Source organism: Lacrimispora brassicae, assembly GCF_054772055.1.
The window spans coordinates 97,175-117,783 of sequence record NZ_BRYH01000048.1 but is presented as its reverse complement, the minus strand read 5'-3'; the positions used below and the strand labels follow the sequence as shown (position 1 = coordinate 117,783).

The 20,609-nt window shown below is 47.6% G+C and carries 22 protein-coding genes; 21 read left to right on the top strand and 1 reads right to left on the bottom strand.

Going from position 1 to position 20,609, the window contains the following annotated elements:
- Positions 1–430: 430 nt before the first annotated feature.
- The 5 genes from ACYVD3_RS21580 (at position 431) to mtnA (ending at position 6,709) form a co-directional block, all read left to right on the top strand.
- Positions 431–1,612 carry a sugar ABC transporter substrate-binding protein gene (locus tag ACYVD3_RS21580; RefSeq protein WP_460644559.1) on the top strand — a complete coding sequence of 394 codons (1,182 nt, stop codon included), beginning with the start codon at positions 431–433 and terminating at the stop codon, positions 1,610–1,612.
- 43 nt (positions 1,613–1,655) lie between these two features.
- Positions 1,656–3,167, top strand: coding sequence for a sugar ABC transporter ATP-binding protein (locus tag ACYVD3_RS21575; protein ID WP_460644558.1), 1,512 nt, complete (start codon positions 1,656–1,658; stop codon positions 3,165–3,167).
- Between the two features lies 1 nt (position 3,168).
- Positions 3,169–4,188, top strand: coding sequence for an ABC transporter permease (locus ACYVD3_RS21570; RefSeq protein ID WP_460644557.1), 1,020 nt, complete (start codon positions 3,169–3,171; stop codon positions 4,186–4,188).
- A gap of 39 nt (positions 4,189–4,227) precedes the next feature.
- The gene (gene mtnK, locus ACYVD3_RS21565) at positions 4,228–5,451 is read left to right on the top strand and encodes an S-methyl-5-thioribose kinase (RefSeq protein WP_460644556.1); all 1,224 of its coding nucleotides are present in this window, start codon (positions 4,228–4,230) and stop codon (positions 5,449–5,451) included.
- A gap of 151 nt (positions 5,452–5,602) precedes the next feature.
- Positions 5,603–6,709 carry an S-methyl-5-thioribose-1-phosphate isomerase gene (gene mtnA / locus ACYVD3_RS21560; RefSeq protein ID WP_460644555.1) on the top strand — a complete coding sequence of 369 codons (1,107 nt, stop codon included), beginning with the start codon at positions 5,603–5,605 and terminating at the stop codon, positions 6,707–6,709.
- A gap of 123 nt (positions 6,710–6,832) precedes the next feature.
- Here mtnA and ACYVD3_RS21555 read toward each other — a convergent pair whose 3' ends face one another.
- Positions 6,833–7,600 (bottom strand): DeoR/GlpR family DNA-binding transcription regulator, encoded by a 768-nt coding sequence (locus tag ACYVD3_RS21555; RefSeq protein ID WP_460644554.1) that lies wholly within the window; start codon positions 7,598–7,600, stop codon positions 6,833–6,835.
- Between the two features lie 271 nt (positions 7,601–7,871).
- On the opposite strand from ACYVD3_RS21555, the gene ACYVD3_RS21550 reads away from it, so the two are divergent.
- The 16 genes from ACYVD3_RS21550 (at position 7,872) to ACYVD3_RS21475 (ending at position 20,550) form a co-directional block, all read left to right on the top strand.
- Positions 7,872–8,831 carry a class II aldolase/adducin family protein gene (locus tag ACYVD3_RS21550; RefSeq protein WP_460644553.1) on the top strand — a complete coding sequence of 320 codons (960 nt, stop codon included), beginning with the start codon at positions 7,872–7,874 and terminating at the stop codon, positions 8,829–8,831.
- Between the two features lie 10 nt (positions 8,832–8,841).
- Positions 8,842–10,263, top strand: coding sequence for an aldehyde dehydrogenase family protein (locus ACYVD3_RS21545; RefSeq protein WP_460644552.1), 1,422 nt, complete (start codon positions 8,842–8,844; stop codon positions 10,261–10,263).
- Positions 10,264–10,279: 16 nt separating this feature from the next.
- The gene (locus ACYVD3_RS21540) at positions 10,280–10,618 is read left to right on the top strand and encodes a BMC domain-containing protein (protein WP_460644551.1); all 339 of its coding nucleotides are present in this window, start codon (positions 10,280–10,282) and stop codon (positions 10,616–10,618) included.
- A 5-nt stretch (positions 10,619–10,623) separates the two neighbouring features.
- Positions 10,624–10,905 (top strand): BMC domain-containing protein, encoded by a 282-nt coding sequence (locus tag ACYVD3_RS21535; protein WP_460644550.1) that lies wholly within the window; start codon positions 10,624–10,626, stop codon positions 10,903–10,905.
- A gap of 25 nt (positions 10,906–10,930) precedes the next feature.
- Entirely contained in the window at positions 10,931–11,290 is a 360-nt protein-coding gene (locus ACYVD3_RS21530) for a BMC domain-containing protein (protein ID WP_460644549.1), read from the top strand.
- Complete coding sequence (locus tag ACYVD3_RS21525) at positions 11,291–11,590, top strand: BMC domain-containing protein (protein ID WP_158418960.1); 300 nt, start codon at positions 11,291–11,293, stop codon at positions 11,588–11,590.
- A 36-nt stretch (positions 11,591–11,626) separates the two neighbouring features.
- Positions 11,627–12,283 carry a phosphate propanoyltransferase gene (locus tag ACYVD3_RS21520; protein WP_460644548.1) on the top strand — a complete coding sequence of 219 codons (657 nt, stop codon included), beginning with the start codon at positions 11,627–11,629 and terminating at the stop codon, positions 12,281–12,283.
- Positions 12,280–12,540: a EutN/CcmL family microcompartment protein gene (locus ACYVD3_RS21515; RefSeq protein WP_460644547.1), complete on the top strand. Its 261-nt coding sequence runs from the start codon at positions 12,280–12,282 to the stop codon at positions 12,538–12,540. The genes ACYVD3_RS21520 and ACYVD3_RS21515 overlap by 4 nt, the downstream gene beginning before the upstream one ends.
- 18 nt (positions 12,541–12,558) lie before the next feature.
- Positions 12,559–13,677 carry an extracellular solute-binding protein gene (locus ACYVD3_RS21510; RefSeq protein ID WP_460644546.1) on the top strand — a complete coding sequence of 373 codons (1,119 nt, stop codon included), beginning with the start codon at positions 12,559–12,561 and terminating at the stop codon, positions 13,675–13,677.
- A gap of 13 nt (positions 13,678–13,690) precedes the next feature.
- A complete protein-coding gene (locus ACYVD3_RS21505) occupies positions 13,691–15,028 on the top strand; it encodes a CoA-disulfide reductase (protein ID WP_460644545.1) in 1,338 nt (445 codons plus the stop codon).
- A gap of 59 nt (positions 15,029–15,087) precedes the next feature.
- Positions 15,088–15,900, top strand: coding sequence for a CoA transferase subunit A (locus tag ACYVD3_RS21500; protein WP_460644544.1), 813 nt, complete (start codon positions 15,088–15,090; stop codon positions 15,898–15,900).
- Positions 15,901–15,911: 11 nt separating this feature from the next.
- On the top strand, positions 15,912–16,637 hold the full coding sequence (locus ACYVD3_RS21495; RefSeq protein ID WP_460644543.1) for a CoA-transferase subunit beta: 726 nt from the start codon (positions 15,912–15,914) through the stop codon (positions 16,635–16,637).
- A gap of 11 nt (positions 16,638–16,648) precedes the next feature.
- Positions 16,649–17,815 carry an iron-containing alcohol dehydrogenase gene (locus ACYVD3_RS21490; protein WP_460644542.1) on the top strand — a complete coding sequence of 389 codons (1,167 nt, stop codon included), beginning with the start codon at positions 16,649–16,651 and terminating at the stop codon, positions 17,813–17,815.
- A 40-nt stretch (positions 17,816–17,855) separates the two neighbouring features.
- Positions 17,856–18,869, top strand: coding sequence for a dihydroxyacetone kinase subunit DhaK (locus tag ACYVD3_RS21485; RefSeq protein WP_460644541.1), 1,014 nt, complete (start codon positions 17,856–17,858; stop codon positions 18,867–18,869).
- A gap of 86 nt (positions 18,870–18,955) precedes the next feature.
- Positions 18,956–19,573: a dihydroxyacetone kinase family protein gene (locus ACYVD3_RS21480; protein ID WP_460644540.1), complete on the top strand. Its 618-nt coding sequence runs from the start codon at positions 18,956–18,958 to the stop codon at positions 19,571–19,573.
- A gap of 221 nt (positions 19,574–19,794) precedes the next feature.
- Entirely contained in the window at positions 19,795–20,550 is a 756-nt protein-coding gene (locus ACYVD3_RS21475; protein ID WP_460644539.1) for a MurR/RpiR family transcriptional regulator, read from the top strand.
- The last annotated feature ends 59 nt before the right edge of the window (positions 20,551–20,609 follow it).

Here is a 20,609-nt window from a genome sequence, read left to right as displayed (position 1 = left end):
GGCTGGCAATAGCCAATGATAATAATCCTTTGTCAGAATGCAAAGGGGAGGAGTTTCTTGCTTTCATGGATGGAAAGCAGGAAATTCCTCCTCTTTTAAAATGGTACCTTGCAAAATGAATCAGGTAATCCGTCTGTCAGTCCGAAACAAAACATTAGTATATTTGAATTTAATGGTTTTATATTTGTTTTGGTTTGTTTTGTGATGGATGTATCAATTAAATACACAAAATAATGAATTTTGTTGCAAAAATATGTATAAAACAACATTGAAACAAAAATTAGTTCAATACAAAACAAAATAAATAAATAAAATCAAATAAAAATATTGCAAAACCGGATACAATATGCTACAATTTCTACAGGAAGGACATGATGGGTGTGTCCGGAATAGAAAACTATATTTTATATTTCTGAAGGAGGTTTACTTTATGAAAAAGAAGTTAGCAATGGTGCTTGCAGCGGCAATGGTATTGTCAATAACTGCATGCGGCAGCAGCGGCACAGCCGCAACAACAGCCGCTCCGGCAACTACAGAAGCAAAGACGGAAGCTGCCAAGACGGACCAGACGACTGCAGCGGAGAAGGTAGAGAACGCCCAGTCCACAGGCTCTTTGGCAGGAAAGAAGATTGCCGTTGTGCGGAACTTAGCGGCAGGAGATCATACCCAGCAGTTTTTAGACGGATGTGTATCCGAGGGGAAAAAGTTTGGCTGGACTGTTGACACATTTGTAACGGACGGCGATGACGCAAAAGCTCAGGAGACGATAGCTCAGGTCATTGCAAAGGATTATCAGGGAATTATCGTATCTCACGGACAGTTGTCTTATTCCTACGATATGTTAAAGCCTGCCAGAGACAAAGGCATGGAAGTTGTCACCTTTGATACCATGCCATTTAAGGGCGGCGATGCAAGCGGCGAGCTTCTTGCCGGGGTAACTTCTACCGCTCAGAACGATCAGGCGCTGGCCGAGCTTTCTCTTGGCTACATGATGAAGGAATTTGAGGCAAAAGGCGGAAAATACCCCATGAAAGTTTTAAAGACCTTTATGGGCCCTGGAATCCCACCGCTGGACAGACGTAACGAAATCTATACCAAGCTGGAAGCAGAAGGCAAGATCCAGACTCTGGAAGTGATTGCACCATCTGATTCAGCCAATGCCCGGGGCGATATGACCAACAAGACATCCGCTATTCTTCCAAAGTATCCGGAAGGTTCTGTAGATGCTATCTGGGGCTGCTACGATGAGCTGGCAAAGGGTGTATTACAGGCATTAAATGATGCAGGACGTACCGATATTCCCATGTACACCATTGACGTATCCAACGATGACATTCAGTTAATGGTTAAGAATCCTGATGTGTGGAAATCTACTGCAGCCGTTGATCCGAAACTGATCGGTATTGTAGATGCCCGTCTTCTGGCTCTGAAATTTATGGGAGAAGAGACACCGGATTACTTTAACTTAAATGCATGCAACATTGAAACCACTCAGCTCACGGCTCAAACCAACATGAGCGATTTGGGAAGCATCATTGATGGATGGGGCGATGCCGAGGATCCTAAGGGTGCTTTGTATACCGATTCGATCAAGAACAACTATGTAAATTAAGGGAAACGCTCTGTATTCATTACATAATTAAGGAAGAGATGCCATGACCGAAGTAAAACTTGAAATGAAAGATATATCCATCGAATTTCCTGGAGTTAAGGCTTTGGATGGAGTTGATTTTAGTCTGGAAAGTGGTACGATTCATGCGCTCGTAGGTGCTAATGGCGCAGGTAAGTCCACCTTGATGAAAGTGCTTGCCGGTGTCAATACACATTATACAGGGCAAATTTACGTTGGAGGGGAACCGGTGGAAATCCGGTGCCCCAAAGACGCAAAAAATCTTGGAATAGAAATCGTATTTCAGGAGGTCGACACCGCATTGATCCCCTATCTGACCGTGGCTGAGAATGTAATGTTCAATACCCTGGTTAACAAGATGGGGCGGAAACAGATTGTACACTGGAAAGGAATCAGGCAGGCAGCAGAAACGGTATTAAAGAAATTAAATGTAGATGTGGATATTAATGAACAGGTATCAGGACTTACGCTGGCACAAAAGCAGATGGTTCTCATTGCCAGATGCGTGGCGGAAAAGTGCCGGTTCCTGATTTTGGATGAGCCGACAGCCCCTCTTTCCAATTCTGAGACTTTGGAATTGTTCCGGGTGGTGCGTGAACTGGCAAAAGAGAATGTAGGCGTAGTGTTTATTTCTCACCGCTTAAGTGAGCTTTATGAGATTTGTGAAAGTATTACCATTATGAGAGATGGCAAGCTGGTGACCAGTCTGCCGCTTTCTAGGGAACTGGAAGTGAATACTCTTGTCGAATATATGTTAGGCCGCAGCTATGAGGATAATTACATCAAGAAAAAGTGCGAGATCGGCGGGCCGTTGCTTGAGATAGAAAACCTTTCGGAAAAGGAAGGGAAAGTAAAAAACATCAACATGGCTGTCTGTAAAGGGGAAATTATCGGAGTGGCAGGACTGGTGGGCGCAGGCAAGACAGAGCTTTGTAAGACTTTGTTTTCTGCTTACCAGCAGGCAGGCGGCACCATGAGGCTTAACGGAAAAGTGATCAAGGCAAAAGGGCCTACCCAGGCTGTGAAACATGGGCTGGCACTGGTGCCGGAGGAACGGAGAAAAGAAGGCGTTCTGATCACGGATTCGGTTGTATCCAACATCTCCGTTGCTGCCATGGAAAAATATACCACCTGGCTTTCTGTTGTGAACAAAAAGCGGGAAAAAGAGGACGCCAGAAATATGATAAAGGGCCTTGGGATCAAGACTCCATCAGAGAATCAGGTCGTTGCCCTGCTGTCCGGCGGAAACCAGCAGAAGGTGGTCTTGGGAAAATGGCTGAACAAGGATTCAGAGGTGTATATTTTCGATGAACCTACCAAGGGAATCGATGTGGGTGCCAAGCAGGACATGTATGAACTGATCGAAGGCCTGGCAGCCAAGGGAAAAGGTGTTATTTATGCCACCTGCGAATTCCAGGAAATATTAAGTATCTGCGACCGCATCTATGTGATGTATGACGGAGAGATCATTAAAGAATTAAACGCAGCGGATACCAACGAAAAAGAATTGCTTTACTATTCGACAGGAGGTCAATGATATGTCTGGGGCAGAGAAGGTAAAAAAGAAAAGGAACGTTGGGGATTTTGTGACAAAATGGGGTACCATCGCAACGATGCTCATCATGTTCATCCTGTTTACATTTGGAAACTGGAGTAAGGATACGGGATCGAGCATGTTTCTGACCCAGTCTAATATGATCACAATCCTTCGTGCGGTATCCATTACTACCATCATTGCAATCGGTCTTACGTTTGCCCTGGCGGTAAACGGCATGGATCTTTCCATTGGAGCTACGGCCCAGTTTGCTAATGTTTTTGTTATGACGTGCTTTGTATGGCACAATATCAATATAGGTGTTTCCGTTATTCTTACGGTGCTCATTTGCTTAAGTGTTGCAGTTATCAACAGCATTTTGATCGTTAAATTCAAGATACCGGATATGGTTGCGGCACTTTCCGTAATGTTTATGTATCAGGGAGTTTCCATGACCTATTCCAAGGGCGGCGCCATTACGGAGCGTATGACCCGGGCCGATGGGACCCAGGCTCCCGGTCTTGTTCCTGAAGCCTTCCGGGCATTGGGAAAGGAACCGTGGCTGATCATCATCATGATCTGTGTGGTACTGTTCGCATACTTTTTCTTGAATTATACAAAACACGGCAGATACATGTATGCGGTAGGCGGAAATCCTGAGGCAGCCCAGCTTTCCGGAATTCCGGTAGCAAAGTATAAAATACTTGCATATTTTCTGTCAGCCACCTTTGCGGCCGTCGGCGGAATCTGTCTGGCGGCCCGTGTGGGAACGGCGCAGATATCGGCAGGTGACGCATACTTAATGCCTTCCGTATGTGCGGCTTATATCGGATTTTCTGTATTGGGCGCCGGAAAAGCCAATGCGTTCGGTACCTTTGCGGGAGCGGTGCTTGTGGGTATGCTGGAAAACGGCCTTATCATGATGTCCGTGCCTTATTATGCCATGAACATCATTAAGGGAGCAGTCCTTGCCATTGCCCTTGCCATGACCTATGCAAGCGGCAAGACAAAAAATGTAAACTAAAAACACAAACGTTATATTGATCAGGGGAAGGTGACAGGAATGTCTAAATACGACAGTTATTTTTTGATGAAAGCGGAAGAGGTATCGGGTTATGTTCAGGAGAAGCTCTCCTATTTTGATAAGGATGCCAGGCTGGAATGCAAGGAGATCGGAGACGGAAACTTAAACTACGTGTTCCGTGTAAAGGATCCGGCAAGCGGGAAATCCATCATCGTGAAGCAGGCAGGAGAATCGCTTCGTATTTCAGCAGAAATGCATGTTTCCACCGACAGGGGAAGAATTGAAGCAAAGATCCTGGGGATTCAGGATTCTTATGCGCCGGGACTTGTTCCAAAGGTTTATCTGTATGACGGAACCATGTGTGCTATGGCAATGGAGGATATGACCGGTCATACCATGATGCGAACCGGTCTGTTAAACCATGAGATCTATCCAAAGTTTGCAGACCATGTGACTACTTTTATGGTAAATTCCCTTCTGCGCACAACGGATGTTGTCATGGGACACAAGGAGAAGAAAGAGCTGGTTAAAAGCTTTATTAATCCGGACTTATGTGAGATTTCAGAAGATCTGGTATACAGCGAGCCCTTTATTGATTACAATCACAGGAACAATGTATTTCCTCTCAACGGGGATTTTGTGAAAAAGGAATTGTACCAGGACCAGGCCCTTCATCTGGAGGCTGCCAAACTGAAATTTGAGTTTATGAACAATGCCCAGTCCCTGATACACGGGGATTTGCATACGGGCTCTGTGTTTATCAACAAAGAGCATACTTATATCTTTGACCCGGAATTCGCCTTCTTCGGACCTATGGGCTATGATATCGGCAATGTGATTGCTAACATGTTTTTTGCATGGTGCAACGGTGATGCCACCATAGAGGATGAAAAGGAAAAAGAAGAATTTTGCGGCTGGTGCTTAAACACCATTTCTGATATCGTGGATCTGTTTGTTGAAAAGTATAATAAGGTATTTGATGAGTATGTGACGGAAACCATGGCAAAGGTACCGGGATTCAAGGAATGGTATCTGGAAGGCATTCTTTCCGACACTGCCGGAGTGGCAGGTCTTGAATCCATCCGCAGGACCGTGGGAATGGCCAATGTTATTGATGTTACTACGATTTCCCATGAGGAAAAACGGGCGAGAGCTGAAAAAATCATCATTACTCTGGCAAAGAATTATATAATGAACCGCCGCAGCTTCCGTTGCGGGGCGGATTACTTAAATGCGATAAAAGAGGCAATCAATAAGTTTTAGGCCGGCAGCAGGATTGAAAGCCGGTAAGAAAAAAGGGATAAGGTTGAAAGAAAAAGTGTTCTTTAACCTTGAATTGGTGAATAGCGTGCCCTGCTTTATGGGCGTAAGCTGGATATGCAAGCGTATCCGCTTGATTTATTAGGAGGCAAAAATGAGCGAAGAAACAAAAAAATCCATCATGGACTATGATACCGTGGCTCTTGACGAGGAAAACCATGCCCTGGTGATCATAGACCAGACACAGCTTCCGTATCATACGGAAATTCTTTCCCTGACAAAACAGGAGGATATCTGGAATGCAATTTACCTGCTTCAGGTAAGAGGGGCGCCTGCCATCGGTGTGGCTGCGGCCATCGGCATTTACCTGGCGGCAAGGGAGATCAAAGCGGACAGTTTTGATGAGTTTTATACAGAATTTCAAAAGGCCAAGGACTATCTTGATTCCGCACGTCCCACTGCCGTCAATTTATCATGGGCGCTGAAACGGATGGAGCAGGTGGTTTTGAGCAGCAAGGAGAAAACCGTTCCTGATATCGTAGAACTTCTTCATAAAGAGGCGGTGGAGATCCGGGAAGAAGATATCTGGGTTTGCAGGATGATCGGAGAATACGGCCTGTCTCTTGTAAAGCCTGGCGACGGCCTTCTGACCCATTGCAATGCCGGACAACTGGCAACAGTAAAATACGGAACAGCAACCGCTCCCATGTATCTGGGACACGAAAAAGGCTATGGCTTCCGCATCTTTTCCGATGAGACCAGACCCCTTCTTCAGGGTGCCAGACTGACGTCCTTCGAATTAAGGGAATCAGGCCTTGACGTTACTGTGATCTGTGACAATATGTCGGCCACAGTCATGAGAAACGGCTGGGTAGATGCTGTATTTGTAGGCTGTGACCGGGTGGCGGCCAATGGGGATACTGCAAACAAGATCGGTACCTCCATGGTGGCTCTGGCAGCCAAACGTTATGGAGTGCCCATGTATATCTGCGCCCCCACATCTACCATTGATATGAACACCCCTACCGGCAAGGAGATCCACATTGAAGAGCGTCCGGCAGAGGAAGTGGTGGAAATGTGGTATAAGAAGCGGATGGCGCCGGAAGGCGTAAAGGTGTTTAATCCCGCATTTGATGTGACGGACAATGATCTAATCGCAGGAATCGTGACGGAGTACGGGATCGCCAAAGCGCCTTATACTGAATCGTTAAAAGAAATATTCAGAAAAAAAGAAGAGGCCCTGAAAGCTAAGGAAATGTAAGCAACAGTTCTGCCTTTCAGAAACACAGTATAACCGCCGGATTATGAAGGCAAAAGCTGAACTTTGCATAAGAAAAAAGAGGATGTCTCAAAGGAACTGGGACATCCTCTTGCCAAAATCAGGCTATGATTCTGTTGATTCGTAAAGTTCTACATTATTTTTGAAAAGGTATTCTCTCCACGGGTCGTCCATCCGTTTGTCAGTGACCAGCCCTGTGATGGTTTCAAAGCCGGATATCCGGATAAATGAGGTCTTATCAAATTTGGAGTGGTCTGCAATGAGATAGACGTGATTGCTCCTGGTCATCAGCATCTGGCGTATGGCTGCAATGGCTTCGTTGGAATCGGTGATCCCATGTTCCATGGAAACGCTCCTGCAGGACATAAAGGTCTTGTCCAGGTAAAAGGATTCCAGGTTCTTAAGGGCTGTATTCCCTACAAAAGCTTTGTCCCGGGGAGTATAGGAGCCGCCGATGGAAATAAGGCGGATATCCTCTTTGTCATACAGCTCATTGATGATCAGCAGGGAATTTGTTACCACGGTGAGGCGCATCCCCTGTAAGGTCTTTGCCAGTTGAAGGGCCGTGGTAGAAGCATCCAGGAAAATAGAGTCCCCGTTGTGGATGATTGACAGGCACTTTTTGGCGATGGCCTGTTTGCTTTCCGTATATGCGGTTTCCCGGATGGTTAAATCTACGTTATTCTCAACCCCGTCTTGTATGAATGCACCGCCGTATGTTCTGGTCAGGAACCCGTCATCCTCCAATTGCTTTAAATCCCGCCGGATGGTTTCCTCGGTCACGGAAAAGATTTTGGAAAGTTCGGTCACCGTAACGCTTTTCTTTTCTAAAATAATATCTTTGATCCTGGCTTTCCTCGTTACTGCTAACATAGGCATATTCCTTTCTTTATTACAATAAATGTTTATTTAAAATAAAATGCAATATAAAACCATAAAAAACATGTGGTATATAAGTGCATTGTATAATTATTTTGATTAAATGTAAAGAAGAAATGGATGAAATAAAAATAAAACAGTAAAATCAAAAATAAAACAACATAAAACATTGACAAACAAACACAAAAGTGGTAAAAATACAGTATAAAAGATGATAGTTCGGACAGAGAGAACACGTAGTTGTTTGGACTTTGGAGGTAAAGATATGATGACTGTTCAAGGCGTAAAGTACATGTCTGATTTTGAAGCCAAAAAGGCAATTTTGGACATCGGCAGGCGTATGTACGATAAAGGTTTTGTAGCCTCGAATGATGGAAACATTAGCTGTAAGGTGGGGCCTAACACCATCTGGACGACGCCGACCGGGGTATCAAAGGGATTTATGACACAGGATATGCTGGTGAAAATGGATTTAAACGGAAAAGTGCTGATGGGAAGATGGAAGCCCTCCTCAGAAGTAAAAATGCATCTGAGGGTTTATAAGGAAAATCCGGATGTGCAGGCAGTCACCCATGCTCACCCGCTGGTTGCAACCAGTTTCGCCATTGCCGGGATCAGCCTGGATGCCGCAGTCCTTACGGAGGCGGTGCTGGGGCTTGGATCTATCCCGGTTGCAAAATACGCAACACCGGGTACGGATGAAGTTCCTGATTCCATCGCTCCCTTTGTAAACACCCACAATGGCGTACTTCTTGCAAACCATGGGGCCCTGACTTGGGGAAAAGACATTTACCAGGCATTTTACAGGCTGGAATCCATTGAATATTATGCGACTATATTAATGTATACGGGCAATATCATTGGACGCCAGAATCTTCTTTCCTGTGACCAGGTAAATAAGCTGCTTGATATCAGGCATAAGCTTGGCATTACAGCAGGAGGGATCCCTCCCTGTTCCTTAGAGGAGACGAATATGAAGGATGTGGTTTCGACTGCAGATGTTCATCGGCTGGAACAGACGGCACCTGTGCCTGTATTAAAGGGTGTGACTTCCATCGTAAGGCCGGGAGAGAGCCTGGCAGTTTCCGGCTGCGGCTGCACCGGTGTGACAATGCAGGCTTTGCCCGCAGAGGAACAGAAGCCTGTCCAGGCGGAGGCCTTAGGCAAGGCAAAGGAGGAAATCATAGCCGAAGTAGTGAGAAGAGTGACACAGCAGCTAAACTAGGAGGCAGATTATGGAAATTGGGGCAAAAGAGATAGAACTAATTGTAAGGGAAGTGCTTGCAAGCATAGAAAGCAGGGGCCCAAAGCTTTCTTATATTCCCTCTCAAAGTGATAACGGGGTATTTGAACGGGTGGAGGATGCCATTGAGGCAGCCCACGGAGCCCAGCGTCAATGGGCAGAGCATTACAGGGTAGAGGACAGGCGGAGAATTATTGAGGCCATCCGGATGACGGCAAAAAATCATGCAGAATCCCTGGCAAAAATGGTTTGGGAAGAAACCGGTATGGGGCGTTTTGAGGATAAGATCCAGAAGCATCTGGCTGTTATTGAAAAGACGCCAGGCGTGGAGTGTTTGACTACAGAGGCCATTTCCGGTGATGAAGGGCTGATGATAGAGGAATATGCTCCATTTGGGGTGATCGGAGCCATTACACCCTCTACCAATCCAACGGAGACCATCATTAATAACACCATCAGCATGATAGCCGGAGGGAATTCCGTTGTGTTTAATGTCCATCCCGGGGCAAAAAGGTGCTGTGCCCACTGTCTGAAGCTTCTTCATCAGGCCATTGTGGAAAATGGAGGCCCGGCAAATTTAATCACCATGCAGAAAGAGCCTACCATGGAGGCAGTGAGTAAAATGACCGCTGATCCCAGGATCCGCCTTATGGTGGGAACCGGGGGCATGCCCATGGTAAATGCCCTGCTGCGTTCCGGAAAGAAGACCATCGGAGCAGGCGCAGGAAACCCGCCGGTTATTGTGGACGATACAGCGGATGTCACCCTTGCTGCAAGAGAGATTTACCGTGGAGCTTCCTTTGATAATAATATCCTGTGCCTGGCGGAGAAGGAAGTCTTTGTTATGGAAAGGGTTGCAGACGAGCTGGTGAGCAAGCTGGTAAAGGAAGGTGCATACCTGCTTAATCCCATGGAACTGAATGAGATCCTTAAGTTTGCCATGGTTGAAAAAAACGGCAGCCATGAAGTGAATAAAAAGTGGGTAGGAAAGGATGCGGCCCAGTTTTTAGAGGCCATAGGGGTTACCGGCCATAAGGATGTCCGCCTTCTGATCTGTGAGACAGACAGAACCCACCCCTTTGTCATGGTGGAGCAGCTTATGCCAATACTTCCCATTGTCCCATTAAGGACCTTTGAGGAATGTGTGGAAAGTGCGGTGGCGGCAGAGTCAGGCAACCGGCATACGGCTTCCATGTTTTCCAGAAATGTTGAGAACATGACCAAATTCGGAAAAATCATTGAGACGACTATTTTTACGAAGAACGGTTCAACCTTAAAAGGGGTAGGAATCGGCGGAGAGGGCCATACGACCATGACCATTGCAGGCCCTACCGGAGAAGGACTTACCTGTGCAAGAAGCTTTACAAGAAGACGCAGATGTATGCTGGCTGAAGGAGGCCTGCGGATCATCTAGAGAGGGGAAGGTACATATGGCCATCGGTTTTTTGGAATGTGCAGGATATGGAGCTGTTCTCTATGCCATGGATAAGGCCTGTAAGGCGGCAAATGTGAGGATCATCGGTATCGACACCATCAATCCCAAGGATGCCACCGCATTCATTCCCCTTACGGCCCAGGTGAAGTTTGAAGGCGGGATAGACGATGTGAAAGAGGCCTGCGAAGTGGCAAAAAGGGCGGCTCTAAAGATCAACAAACCGGAAGAGGTCCTGGTAGAGATGATCGAAAAACCATATGAGGGAACAAGGGCACTGTCTCATATAACGAAGGTAGACCTTAAGGAAGAAAATATTGAAAATTTCAGGAGGTAGCAAAAATGGCATCCACATCAATTGGATTAATTGAAACAAGAGGTCTGACCGCATCCATCGAAGCAGCAGATGCAATGTTAAAGGCAGCGGACGTTGAGCTTGTGGGAACTGAGAAGATCGGCTCCGGTCTTGTAACCGTTATTGTAACCGGAGAAGTAGGTGCGGTGAAAGCGGCTACCGAGGCAGGCAGTGAAGCAGCTTCCAGAGTTGGGGAACTGGTAGCAGTCCATGTGATCCCAAGGCCGCACCAGGACGTTATCAAGATTTTACCAAAAATCAAAGGTTGAAAGAGTATCAGCAAAGGTGGGCGTCATGAAAACAATCCGAAACGCCATAGGGGTTTTAGAAGTCAATTATTATGCAAATACCGTTGTGGTGGTGGATCAGGCTTTAAAGGCGGCTGAGGTGGAAATCGTAAGCTGCCACAAGAAGCTGGGAGGCAGGATGTGCCATACGGTATTGGCGGGTGAGACCTCGGCGGTTCGTGCTGCCGTGGAAGCGGCCAGAGAGGCCGGGAGGATCGTGGGAGACGAGAACGTAAAGGTGTCCGTGTCCATTGAAAATCCTCATCCCGAGGTATTAAAACTTTTAAATATGATAGACAGGCATGAGAGCGAAAAGAATTCTGCAAAAGCAGAGGAAGAAGAACGCGGAAATAAGGAGGAAAATTAAATGGCAGAGGCAGTAGTAAAAAAGGGAATGTTGGCATTGGGAATGATTGAAACAAGAGGACTTACGGCATCCATCGAGGCGGCAGACGCCATGTTAAAAGCAGCGGATGTTGAAATGGTGGGAACTGAGAAAATCGGCTCCGGTCTGGTATCTGTCATGGTTCAGGGAGATGTGGGAGCTGTCAAGGCTGCAGTGGAAGCAGGAGAGGAAGCAGCTTCCAGAGTGGGAGAAGTAGTAGCAGTTCATGTGATCCCAAGACCTCATAATTCCATAGGCGGAATCCTTCCGTTTCTTAAATAAAAAGAACAGGAAATTGTCTGAGGGCGGAGGCTTACAATGGAAAACAGGGAAGAACTGATTCAAAAGGTAACCGCACTGGTCGTGGAAAACTGGCAAAGGCTGAGCACACAGCCTTACCAGGTTCCCGTGGGAATCTCGGCAAGGCATGTGCATCTGTCCAGGGAACATGTGGAAATGCTTTTTGGAACCGGTTACCGGCTCACTCCCATTAAGGCTTTAAGCCAGCCGGGGCAGTTTGCCTGTGAGGAGCAGGTGGCTGTCTGTGGTCCAGCAGGGACACTTCCCAGGGTGAGGATTCTTGGACCGGAAAGAAAGCAAAGCCAGGTAGAAATGGCCTTTAGTGACTGCAGGATCCTGGGAATACAGCCAGCAGTGAGAACGTCAGGAGACTTAAAGGGAACTCCGGGAATCATCCTAAAGGGACCAAAGGGAGAGGTACTGCTGAGAGAGGGCGTCATCATTGCAGACCGCCACATTCATATGACACCGGAAGATGCCTTGTGGTTCGGGGTATCGGATCAGGAGCGGGTGAGGGTTGCGGTGGATGGACCAAAAGGCGGCGTGCTGGATCAGGTACTTATTCGCGTAACCCGTGAGAGCAGCCTGGATTTTCATTTGGACACAGATGATGCCAATGCATTCCAGCTAAAGCAGGGACAGTGGGTAACCATTAGAAAGGAAGTGGCCCGATGATATTAGGTACAGTTATGGGAACTGTGGTTTCCACGAGAAAATGCAAAAGTCTGGTTGGGTTTAAGCTTCTTTTGGTAGAGCCTTATTATGGGGAGAAGAAGGATATTTTTGTGGCTGCCGATACCATGGGTGCAGGAATTGGGGAACTGGTACTGGTAACCACTGATAATACGACCCAATTTGCCCTGGACCGTTCGGCGCCGGTGGATGCCTGTATTGTGGGCATCGTTGATGCGCCGCCTCAGCCGGGAAAGTAAGAAGGAGAGGGAAAGCTTATGGAACAGGAAACTCTTAAGGTTTTGGCAGTGGCAGACCCGGCCGTGGAAGGTTATCTGGATGAGGACCTGGGAATTTTAGACGGATATGGAGGAAAAGTGGATTTCCATATCGTGCCCTGGGCCGATTACTATCCCATGATGATGAAAGCATTTGCCGGGGAAGCAGATTATGACATTGTTATGGTTGCAGGTCATTTATGGCTTCGTGACTTTGCAGAAAAGGGATATCTTTCAGAGCTTGCGCTTGAGGAGGAAGACATTCTTCCGGTCATTGCAGAAGAAATGAGGTATAAGGGAAAGACATATTTATCTCCCTCCTTTTGTGACGGCCATATGATCGTTTACCGGAAGAGCCTGCTTTATCAGGCATTGGGAAGAGAGCTTGAAAGGGTCATCACTCCCCAGGAATACATAGAGACGGCAAAGGCTTACAGGGCTGCCTGCGGGGAACAGGCAGTGGCCATGAAGGCTGATCCGTCTGAGATCTTTACCGATGCCCTTCCCTTCCTGCGCATGTACGGAGGAGATGCTTATGATCCTCAGGGAACCGATGCCTGCGGAAAGGAAGAAACGGTAAAGGGGCTTCAGTCCTATGTGGAACTGAAAGCTTATGCGGTTGACGGCACAGAATCCTTCGGGAACGGGGAAATTGCGGCAGCTATCCGGGAAAAAGGAGCGGCCATGGCGGTCACCTGGAGCGGCCAGATGGGAGAGGTCTTTAAGGAAGGGTGTCTGGAACAGTGGGATCTGGGATTTTCCACCTTTTCTACAGCCTGGAACGTGACCTGGTCCTTTGGAATCTGCTTAAGTTCCGGGAAAAAGGAAGCGGCAGAAGAATTCCTTAAGTACCTCCGTTCTCCTTTGGTGGATCAAAAGGTGGGAAGAAAGAGCGGCGCTCCCGTACGAAGAGCCAGCTATCTGGAAGGGGCCGGCGACTGTCCCTGGTTTCCGGTGCAGCAAAGGATGATGGAGCTTGCAAGGCCTCTTCCCCATTTGTCAAAGGCAGGAGAGAAAAACGGTATTCTTTATGAGAAAATCTTTGAGGCCTTTTCCGGAAAAAAGGCGGCAGAAGAAGCCATGAGGGAAGCCGGGCAAGAGATTGACAGGGTAATATGATCAGGGAGAAAACATGAAGATTATTATAATTGGAGGAGTGGCGGCAGGAATGAGCGCCGCTTCCAAGATCAACAGGGTGGACCCGAACATTGAAGTAACGGTCTATGAAAAGGGAGGTTTCCTATCTTATGGGGCATGCGGGCTTCCCTATTATGTGGGAGACTATAACGATGATTACCGTAAGATGATCGCCCGCACCCAGGAGACCTTTACCAAAATGGGAATAAAGACCTTTCTCCGTCACCAGGTATTGTCTGTTGATGCAGAAAGGAAAGAGGTCCTTGTAAGGAATCTTGAAAATGGTCAGGAATTTAAAGATACCTACGATAAACTGATGATAGCCGTAGGGGCATCGTCTGTGGTTCCCCCCTTTCCCGGTAAGGAGCTTATGGGGGTCCATGTGTTAAAGTCCCTGGAAGATGGGATCTTTTTAAAGGAATACGCTAAAATGCCGGAGATCCGGAACATTGTCATCGTAGGAGGCGGATACATTGGAGTTGAATGTGCGGAAGCTTTTTTAAGCCTTGGAAAAAAGGTCCGTATCCTGGAGGCGGCTCCCAGAATTCTGGCACCCTTTGATGAGGAAATCGCAGCCCTTGCCCAGGAAGAGCTGGTAAGGTGTGGAGTGGAGCTTAATACCGGGGAAAAGGTAGAAGGCTTTTACGGAGACGGTCTTTATGTGAAACATGTAAAAACGGACAGGGGAACCTATGAAGCGGATCTGGTGATCGTTGCGGTAGGTATCCGTCCCTGTACGGGTTTTTTGAAAGATACGGGAATCTCCATGGCAAAGAACGGTGCTCTGATCGTAGACCGGGAAATGAGAACCTCTTTGCCGGATGTGTATGCGGCAGGAGACTGCATCCTGGTCTATAATGAAGTTTTAGAGGAAGACAGCTTTTTAGCCCTTGGCACAGTGGCAAACAAATGCGGAAGAATCGCAGGCACCAATCTGGCAGGCGGTCATGAACAGTTCCTGGGAGCTCTCGGGTCGGCAGCAATTAAGGTGTGCGGGCTGGAGCTTGGGCGCACAGGCATGGGAGAAGGGGAGGCCAAACGTCTTGGAAAGGATTACAAGACCCTGATCATTCAGGCCAATGACCATCCGGCATACTATCCGGATCCAACACCCATCACCATTAAGCTGATTTATGAAAAAGGAACAAAAAGGCTGCTGGGTGCACAGACCTGTGGGCAAAAAGGGGCTGTTTTGCGGGTGGATGTGTTTGCGGTTGCGATCCATTGCAGGATGACCACGGCAGAGCTGGGAATGACGGATCTTATTTATGCGCCACCTTTTTCCGGCGTATGGGATGCCATCCAGATTGCCTGCAATGCGGCAAAAGGCTGAAATAAAAGCATCTTTAGAAGGCAAATAGTGGAGTGAAGGATAGAAAGAGAGGTCAGACCATGAGCAAAGTCATGTCTTTGCAGGATGCGGCGGCCCTGATCCATGACGGGGATATTCTTGGTCTTGGGGGCAATGTGCTTCATCGGGCGCCTATGGCAATGGTGCGGGAACTGGTGCGTCAGAATAAAAGGGATTTAAAGCTGGTAAAGACCGCAGGAGCCATGGATGTAGACATGCTCTGCTTCGGAGGTTGTGTTTCCAGCGTTGATGCCGGTTTTATCAGCTATGAGAGCGAATATTCCCTGGCAGGGCATTACCGCAGGGCAGTTGAAAGCGGAGCTGTAAAAGGAAATGAACATGCCTGCTATACGGTGATCTCCGCCCTCCGAGCCGCCAGCTACGGAGTGGGCTTCATGCCTGTAAAAGGGCTTGTGATCAGCGATCTGATCGATGCAAATGACTATTTTATGCGGGTCGAGGATCCATTTACAAAGGAGCCGGTTACCGTGGTAAGGGCCATAAGGCCGGATGTTGCGGTCATTCATGTCCAGGAGGCGGATGAAGAAGGAAACGCCAGGATCACAGGGCCGTTATTTGAGGATGTCCTATTTTCCAGGGCAGCCAAAAGGGTCATCCTGACAACGGAGAATATCGTCCATGGATCTGCTTTTAAGGGCAGTTTAAAAAAGGCGGATATTCCTCATTTTCTGGTAGAAGCGGTGGTCAGGGCTCCCAAGGGGGCTTCGCCCTGTTCCTGCCCGGGATCCTATGACATTGACGGAAAGAATTTAAAGGAATTTAAAGGCTTAAAGGATTTGGACGGCTTAAAGGCCTATTTAAAGGCATTTGAAAAGTCAGACTATAAAGGATAAGGGGGCATGGCATGATGGAAGAAAAATACAGAGTTTGCGATATTATGGTCTGCGCCATGGCCCGTCTCATCCCTGACGGCAGCAAGGTGTTTCACGGGGTATCCTCCCATATGCCCATGATTGCGCTGCTGCTGGCAAAGGCGCTTCATGCGCCGGGGGCCGTGCATTTGAATATTCCGGGAGGAACGGATCCGGATCCAATGAGGCTTAAAAAGTATACCAGCGCAGGTCCGGAACTTTTGGAACGTGCCACTGCATATTTTCCGTTAATGGAAGTATTTGACCTGGCCATGAGAGGGGATCTGGATGTGGCATTTTTAAGCGGAATCCAGTTTGATTTCCACGGCAATGTCAATGCATCGGTCATCGGAGATTATAAAAAACCAAAGGTAAGGATGCCGGGAGGAGCAGGCAGCGCCGTTCTTATTCCAACGGCAAAAAAGGCGATTCTCTGGAGGACAAAGCATGATAAGCGCACCTTTGTAAACCAGGTGGATTTTGTAACTACCAGGGGAAATGTGGACCGGATCGTCACCCCTTTGTGCATCTTCAAGATGGAAAACGGGGAAATGGTCCTGGAAACCATTCATCCCACTTCCAGCCTGGAAGAAGTACAGGAAAATACCGGATTTCCCATAAAATTCTCCCATGTCGCCTATACGCCTCTTCCTACAAGGGAAGAGCTGAATGCGCTGAAGCGGATCGATCCGGGAGATTTCAGAAATATAGAATTCTAAGGAGGCCATTTATGGCGCTTGAGAGGATCAATGCAGTAGGAACCAGCTTTTTTGGCCGCGGCTCCATTGGACTGCTGCCGGATGAGCTTAAGAAACGGGGATTTAAGCGGGGACTAATTGTTACGGACCCGTTCCTCTATGAAAATGGTACCGGAGATAAAGTAGGAGCCTGCCTTTTAAAGGCAGGGATGGAATATGCCATTTACTATCTGGTTGAACCAAATCCCTCCACAACCATTGTCAATGACTGCCTGGAGGCGGCAAGGGCCCTGGAAGTGGATCTTCTGGTGGCAGTGGGCGGAGGTTCGGCCATTGACACGGCAAAGGCTGTAAGCATTGTCATGGCAAACGGAGGCAAGGTTGAGGATTATGAGGGAGTGAACCGTTCCGCCAATCCGGGGCTTCCCATTGTTGCGGTGAACACTACTGCAGGGACCGGTTCCGAAGTCACGGCGTTCTATATCGTGACTGACCCGGCAAGGCATTCCAAGATGTGTATGGTGGATCCTAACTCCATGGTTACCATTGCTGTCAACGATGTGGATCTGATGATGACTATGCCAAAGGGCCTTACGGCTTCCACGGGAATGGATGCCATGACACATGCCATTGAAGCAGCCGTGGCAAAGAGAGCCACCCCTTTTACAGATAAAGATGCCCTTTGGTCAATGGGGGTGATCCTGACATATCTTCCCCAGGCGGTGGCTGACGGAAGCAATGAGAAGGCCAGGGAGATGATGGCTTATGGGGAATACAGCGCAGGCATGGCATTTTCCAATGCAGGCCTTGGAATGGTTCATGCCATGGCCCATTCCCTGGGAGGCCGGCTGAATCTGCCTCACGGCATCTGCAATGCAGTTTTGCTGCCCTTTGTTATGGAATTTAACGGAAGTAGGCCGGAGACCGCAGAGGGGTATAAGAAGGTGGCAGAGGGACTTAAGCTTCCCGGGGCGGCTGCCATGACAGGAAAACAGGCGGTAAAGGAATCAGTGGCCTGTATCAGGCGGTTGTCAAAGGAAGTTGGAATCACACAGAGCCTTCGGGATCTTAAGGTGGATCCTGAGGATTTTAAGGCTTTGGCAGAGGTTGCACTGCGTGATTCCTGTATGGAGGACAATCCTTTTAAACCCACGGTCCAACAGGTCATAGAGGTGTATAGGAAAGCATATGGGGAATAATTCGGACATGCAGCAAATTGCGGGAAGGAGAGGGAAATAAATGAAAAAACTGATTAATGTGCCGGAAAACTATGTAAATGAAATGCTGGAGGGGATCTATCTTGCCCATCCGGACCATGTCACTTATGCGGCAGGGGACTTACGCTGTCTGGTCACCTCCAATAAGGTGGAGGGAAAGGTAGGAATCGCTACCGGAGGAGGTTCGGGGCATCTTCCTCTGTTTTTAGGCTATGTGGGAAAGGGAATGTTAGACGGCTGTTCCGTTGGAGACGTTTTCCAGTCTCCCAGCGCGGAGCAGATGCTCCAGGTGACGAAAAGCATTGATTCCGGAGCAGGCGTTCTTTATATTTACGGCAATTATAACGGGGACATCTTTAATTTTGACATGGCCGCAGAGATGGCGGATATGGAAGAAGGAATCCAGGTGGAAAGCGTTGTTGCAGGGGAAGATGTGGCGTCTCCCAAGGCTGCGCCCGGTGAGAAAAACACCAGAAGAGGAGTGGCCGGCATCTTTTTTGTATATAAATGCGCAGGTGCTGCGGCTGCGGCCGGGAAGGATCTCCAGGAAGTAAAACGGGTTGCAGAGAAGGCGGCTGGCAATGTAAGGACCATGGGAGTGGCCCTTACTCCATGTACGGTGCCGAGAGTCGGTCATCCCGGATTTGAAATCGGAGAGGATGACATGGAAATCGGCATGGGAATCCATGGAGAGTCTGGAATCCGCCGGGGGAAGATAGAAACTGCAGATGAGATCACCTGTGAAATGATGGAAAAGATTCTTGAGGATATGCCTTACGGTGCAGGCGATGAGGTTGCAGTTCTTGTAAACGGATTGGGAGCAACTCCTCTTGACGAGCAGTATATTGTGGCAAGAAAGGTCAATGAGATCCTGGAAGAGAAGGGGATCCTGGTTTACCGTTATTATGTAGGTGAGTATGTGACATCCATTGAGATGGCAGGCTTATCCATTTCCCTTTTGAAAATGGATGAAGAACTGAAGGGTTATCTGGATGCTGCGGCTGATACGCCGTTCTTTAAGCAGGGAACGGTTTAAAGATCATACTGTCGGAAATGGCAGAGGTGAATCTCATTTGTCACGATTATATATGCCGCCGGTACAGCGGCAGAATGGAGGCTGATATGAACCAGCAGGAACTGATAGCCATGCTTGAAAGAATAAGTAAGATCATGGGACAAAACCGAAACTACTTGATTGAACTGGACAGTGTTGTGGGAGACAGTGATTTAGGGCTGACCATGACGGACGGATTTCAGGCGGCCTATGAAGCGGTATCCGATGGGGCTGAGCCGGACCTGGGCAAGCTTTTGTACAAGGCCGGAAAAACCATGGGAAATAAGGTTCCTTCCACCATGGGCACATTGATGGCGGCAGGACTGATGCGTGCCGGAAAGGTATTAAAGGGAAAGACGGAATTGTCAGGAGCAGATGTTGCTGATTTGTTTGAAGCTTATGAAGCAGGCGTTGCTGATTTAGGTAAGGCAAAATTAGGAGATAAGACCTTTTTAGATGGGTTTCATCCCGGAGTGGAGGCTCTTAAGGCTAAAGTGGAAGCCGGAACCTCCCTTGAGGAAGCGTTTGAGGAAGCTGCCAAAGCCGCATTGGAAGGCTTTGAGCATACCACGACCATGATTGCTGTTCACGGAAGAGCGGCAACCAGAGGAGAAGCATCCCGTTCCTTAAAGGACCCGGGGGCCGCTGTAGCAGCACTTATCATGAAGGCTGTTGCTGACAGATAAAACCAATGACCGGAGCAAACAGAAATGTTTTGCTCCGGTTTCCGTTTGTGGATTTTTAGTACCGGCTGCAAAAGACGGTGGTATATGAAATTAAATCTTGTTATTTTACTATTTTTTCTTTATAATTTAACCGAATCAAGAAAGTCCCCCGCATCAAATGCGAAAGGCATTAGGCGGTGGTGGTGGGGACTTGCTTGACTAAATAGTAAGGGGGCTGAAATATGACTTTTCAACAGCGGATTTTGTCGCATGAATTCCAACTCAATGACACCGATGATTTGATCGTTGACTATATCAATCTTCATAGGAAAGAGATCATGAACCTGTCTATACGTAAGATCGCAGAAGATATTTACGTTGCACCCAATGCTGTCATGAGATTTTCAAAGAAGATTGGTTACAGTGGTTTTTCCGAGTTAAAATATGCCTTAAGCAATGAGGATAAGCCAGAGGCCGGAGATAAGACACTGGTTCATCAGCTCATGGAACATTTGCCCCAGAATATTGTGAAAACACTGGATACGATTGATGAAAGTGTCATTAAAAAGGTATCCAAAACCTTAATAGAGGCAGACTGCTGCATATTCGCCGGACTTGGTGATTCTTATCCTTTTTGTGAAATGATGAAGAATAATCTCCGGTGCTTTGCAAAAAAGGTAGAAAGTGAAATTCATATTCATGATATGTTTTACTGTGTGGAGCATGGCAAAAGCAAAGATGTTCTGGTTGTCATAAGCGCCCGGGGAGAAAATGAACGGCTTCTGGATCTGACCCAAAAGGCAAAGGCAAAGGGAATGAAGACAATCAGTATCACTCATTTTAACAAAAATCCACTGGCTGACATGACGGATCTGCAGTTGTTCTTCTGGGGAGAATACCGGGTTGTGAATGATTATAATGTAACGGACCGGTGCGGTTTAATGGTATTGCTGCGGCTGCTTAGTGAAGATTTTTGGAATACGTATTATATGGCTTAGTTTCCTTATATTCAACAGGTATTGTATAAAAAACAATACCTGTTTTTGTGTATTTGTGT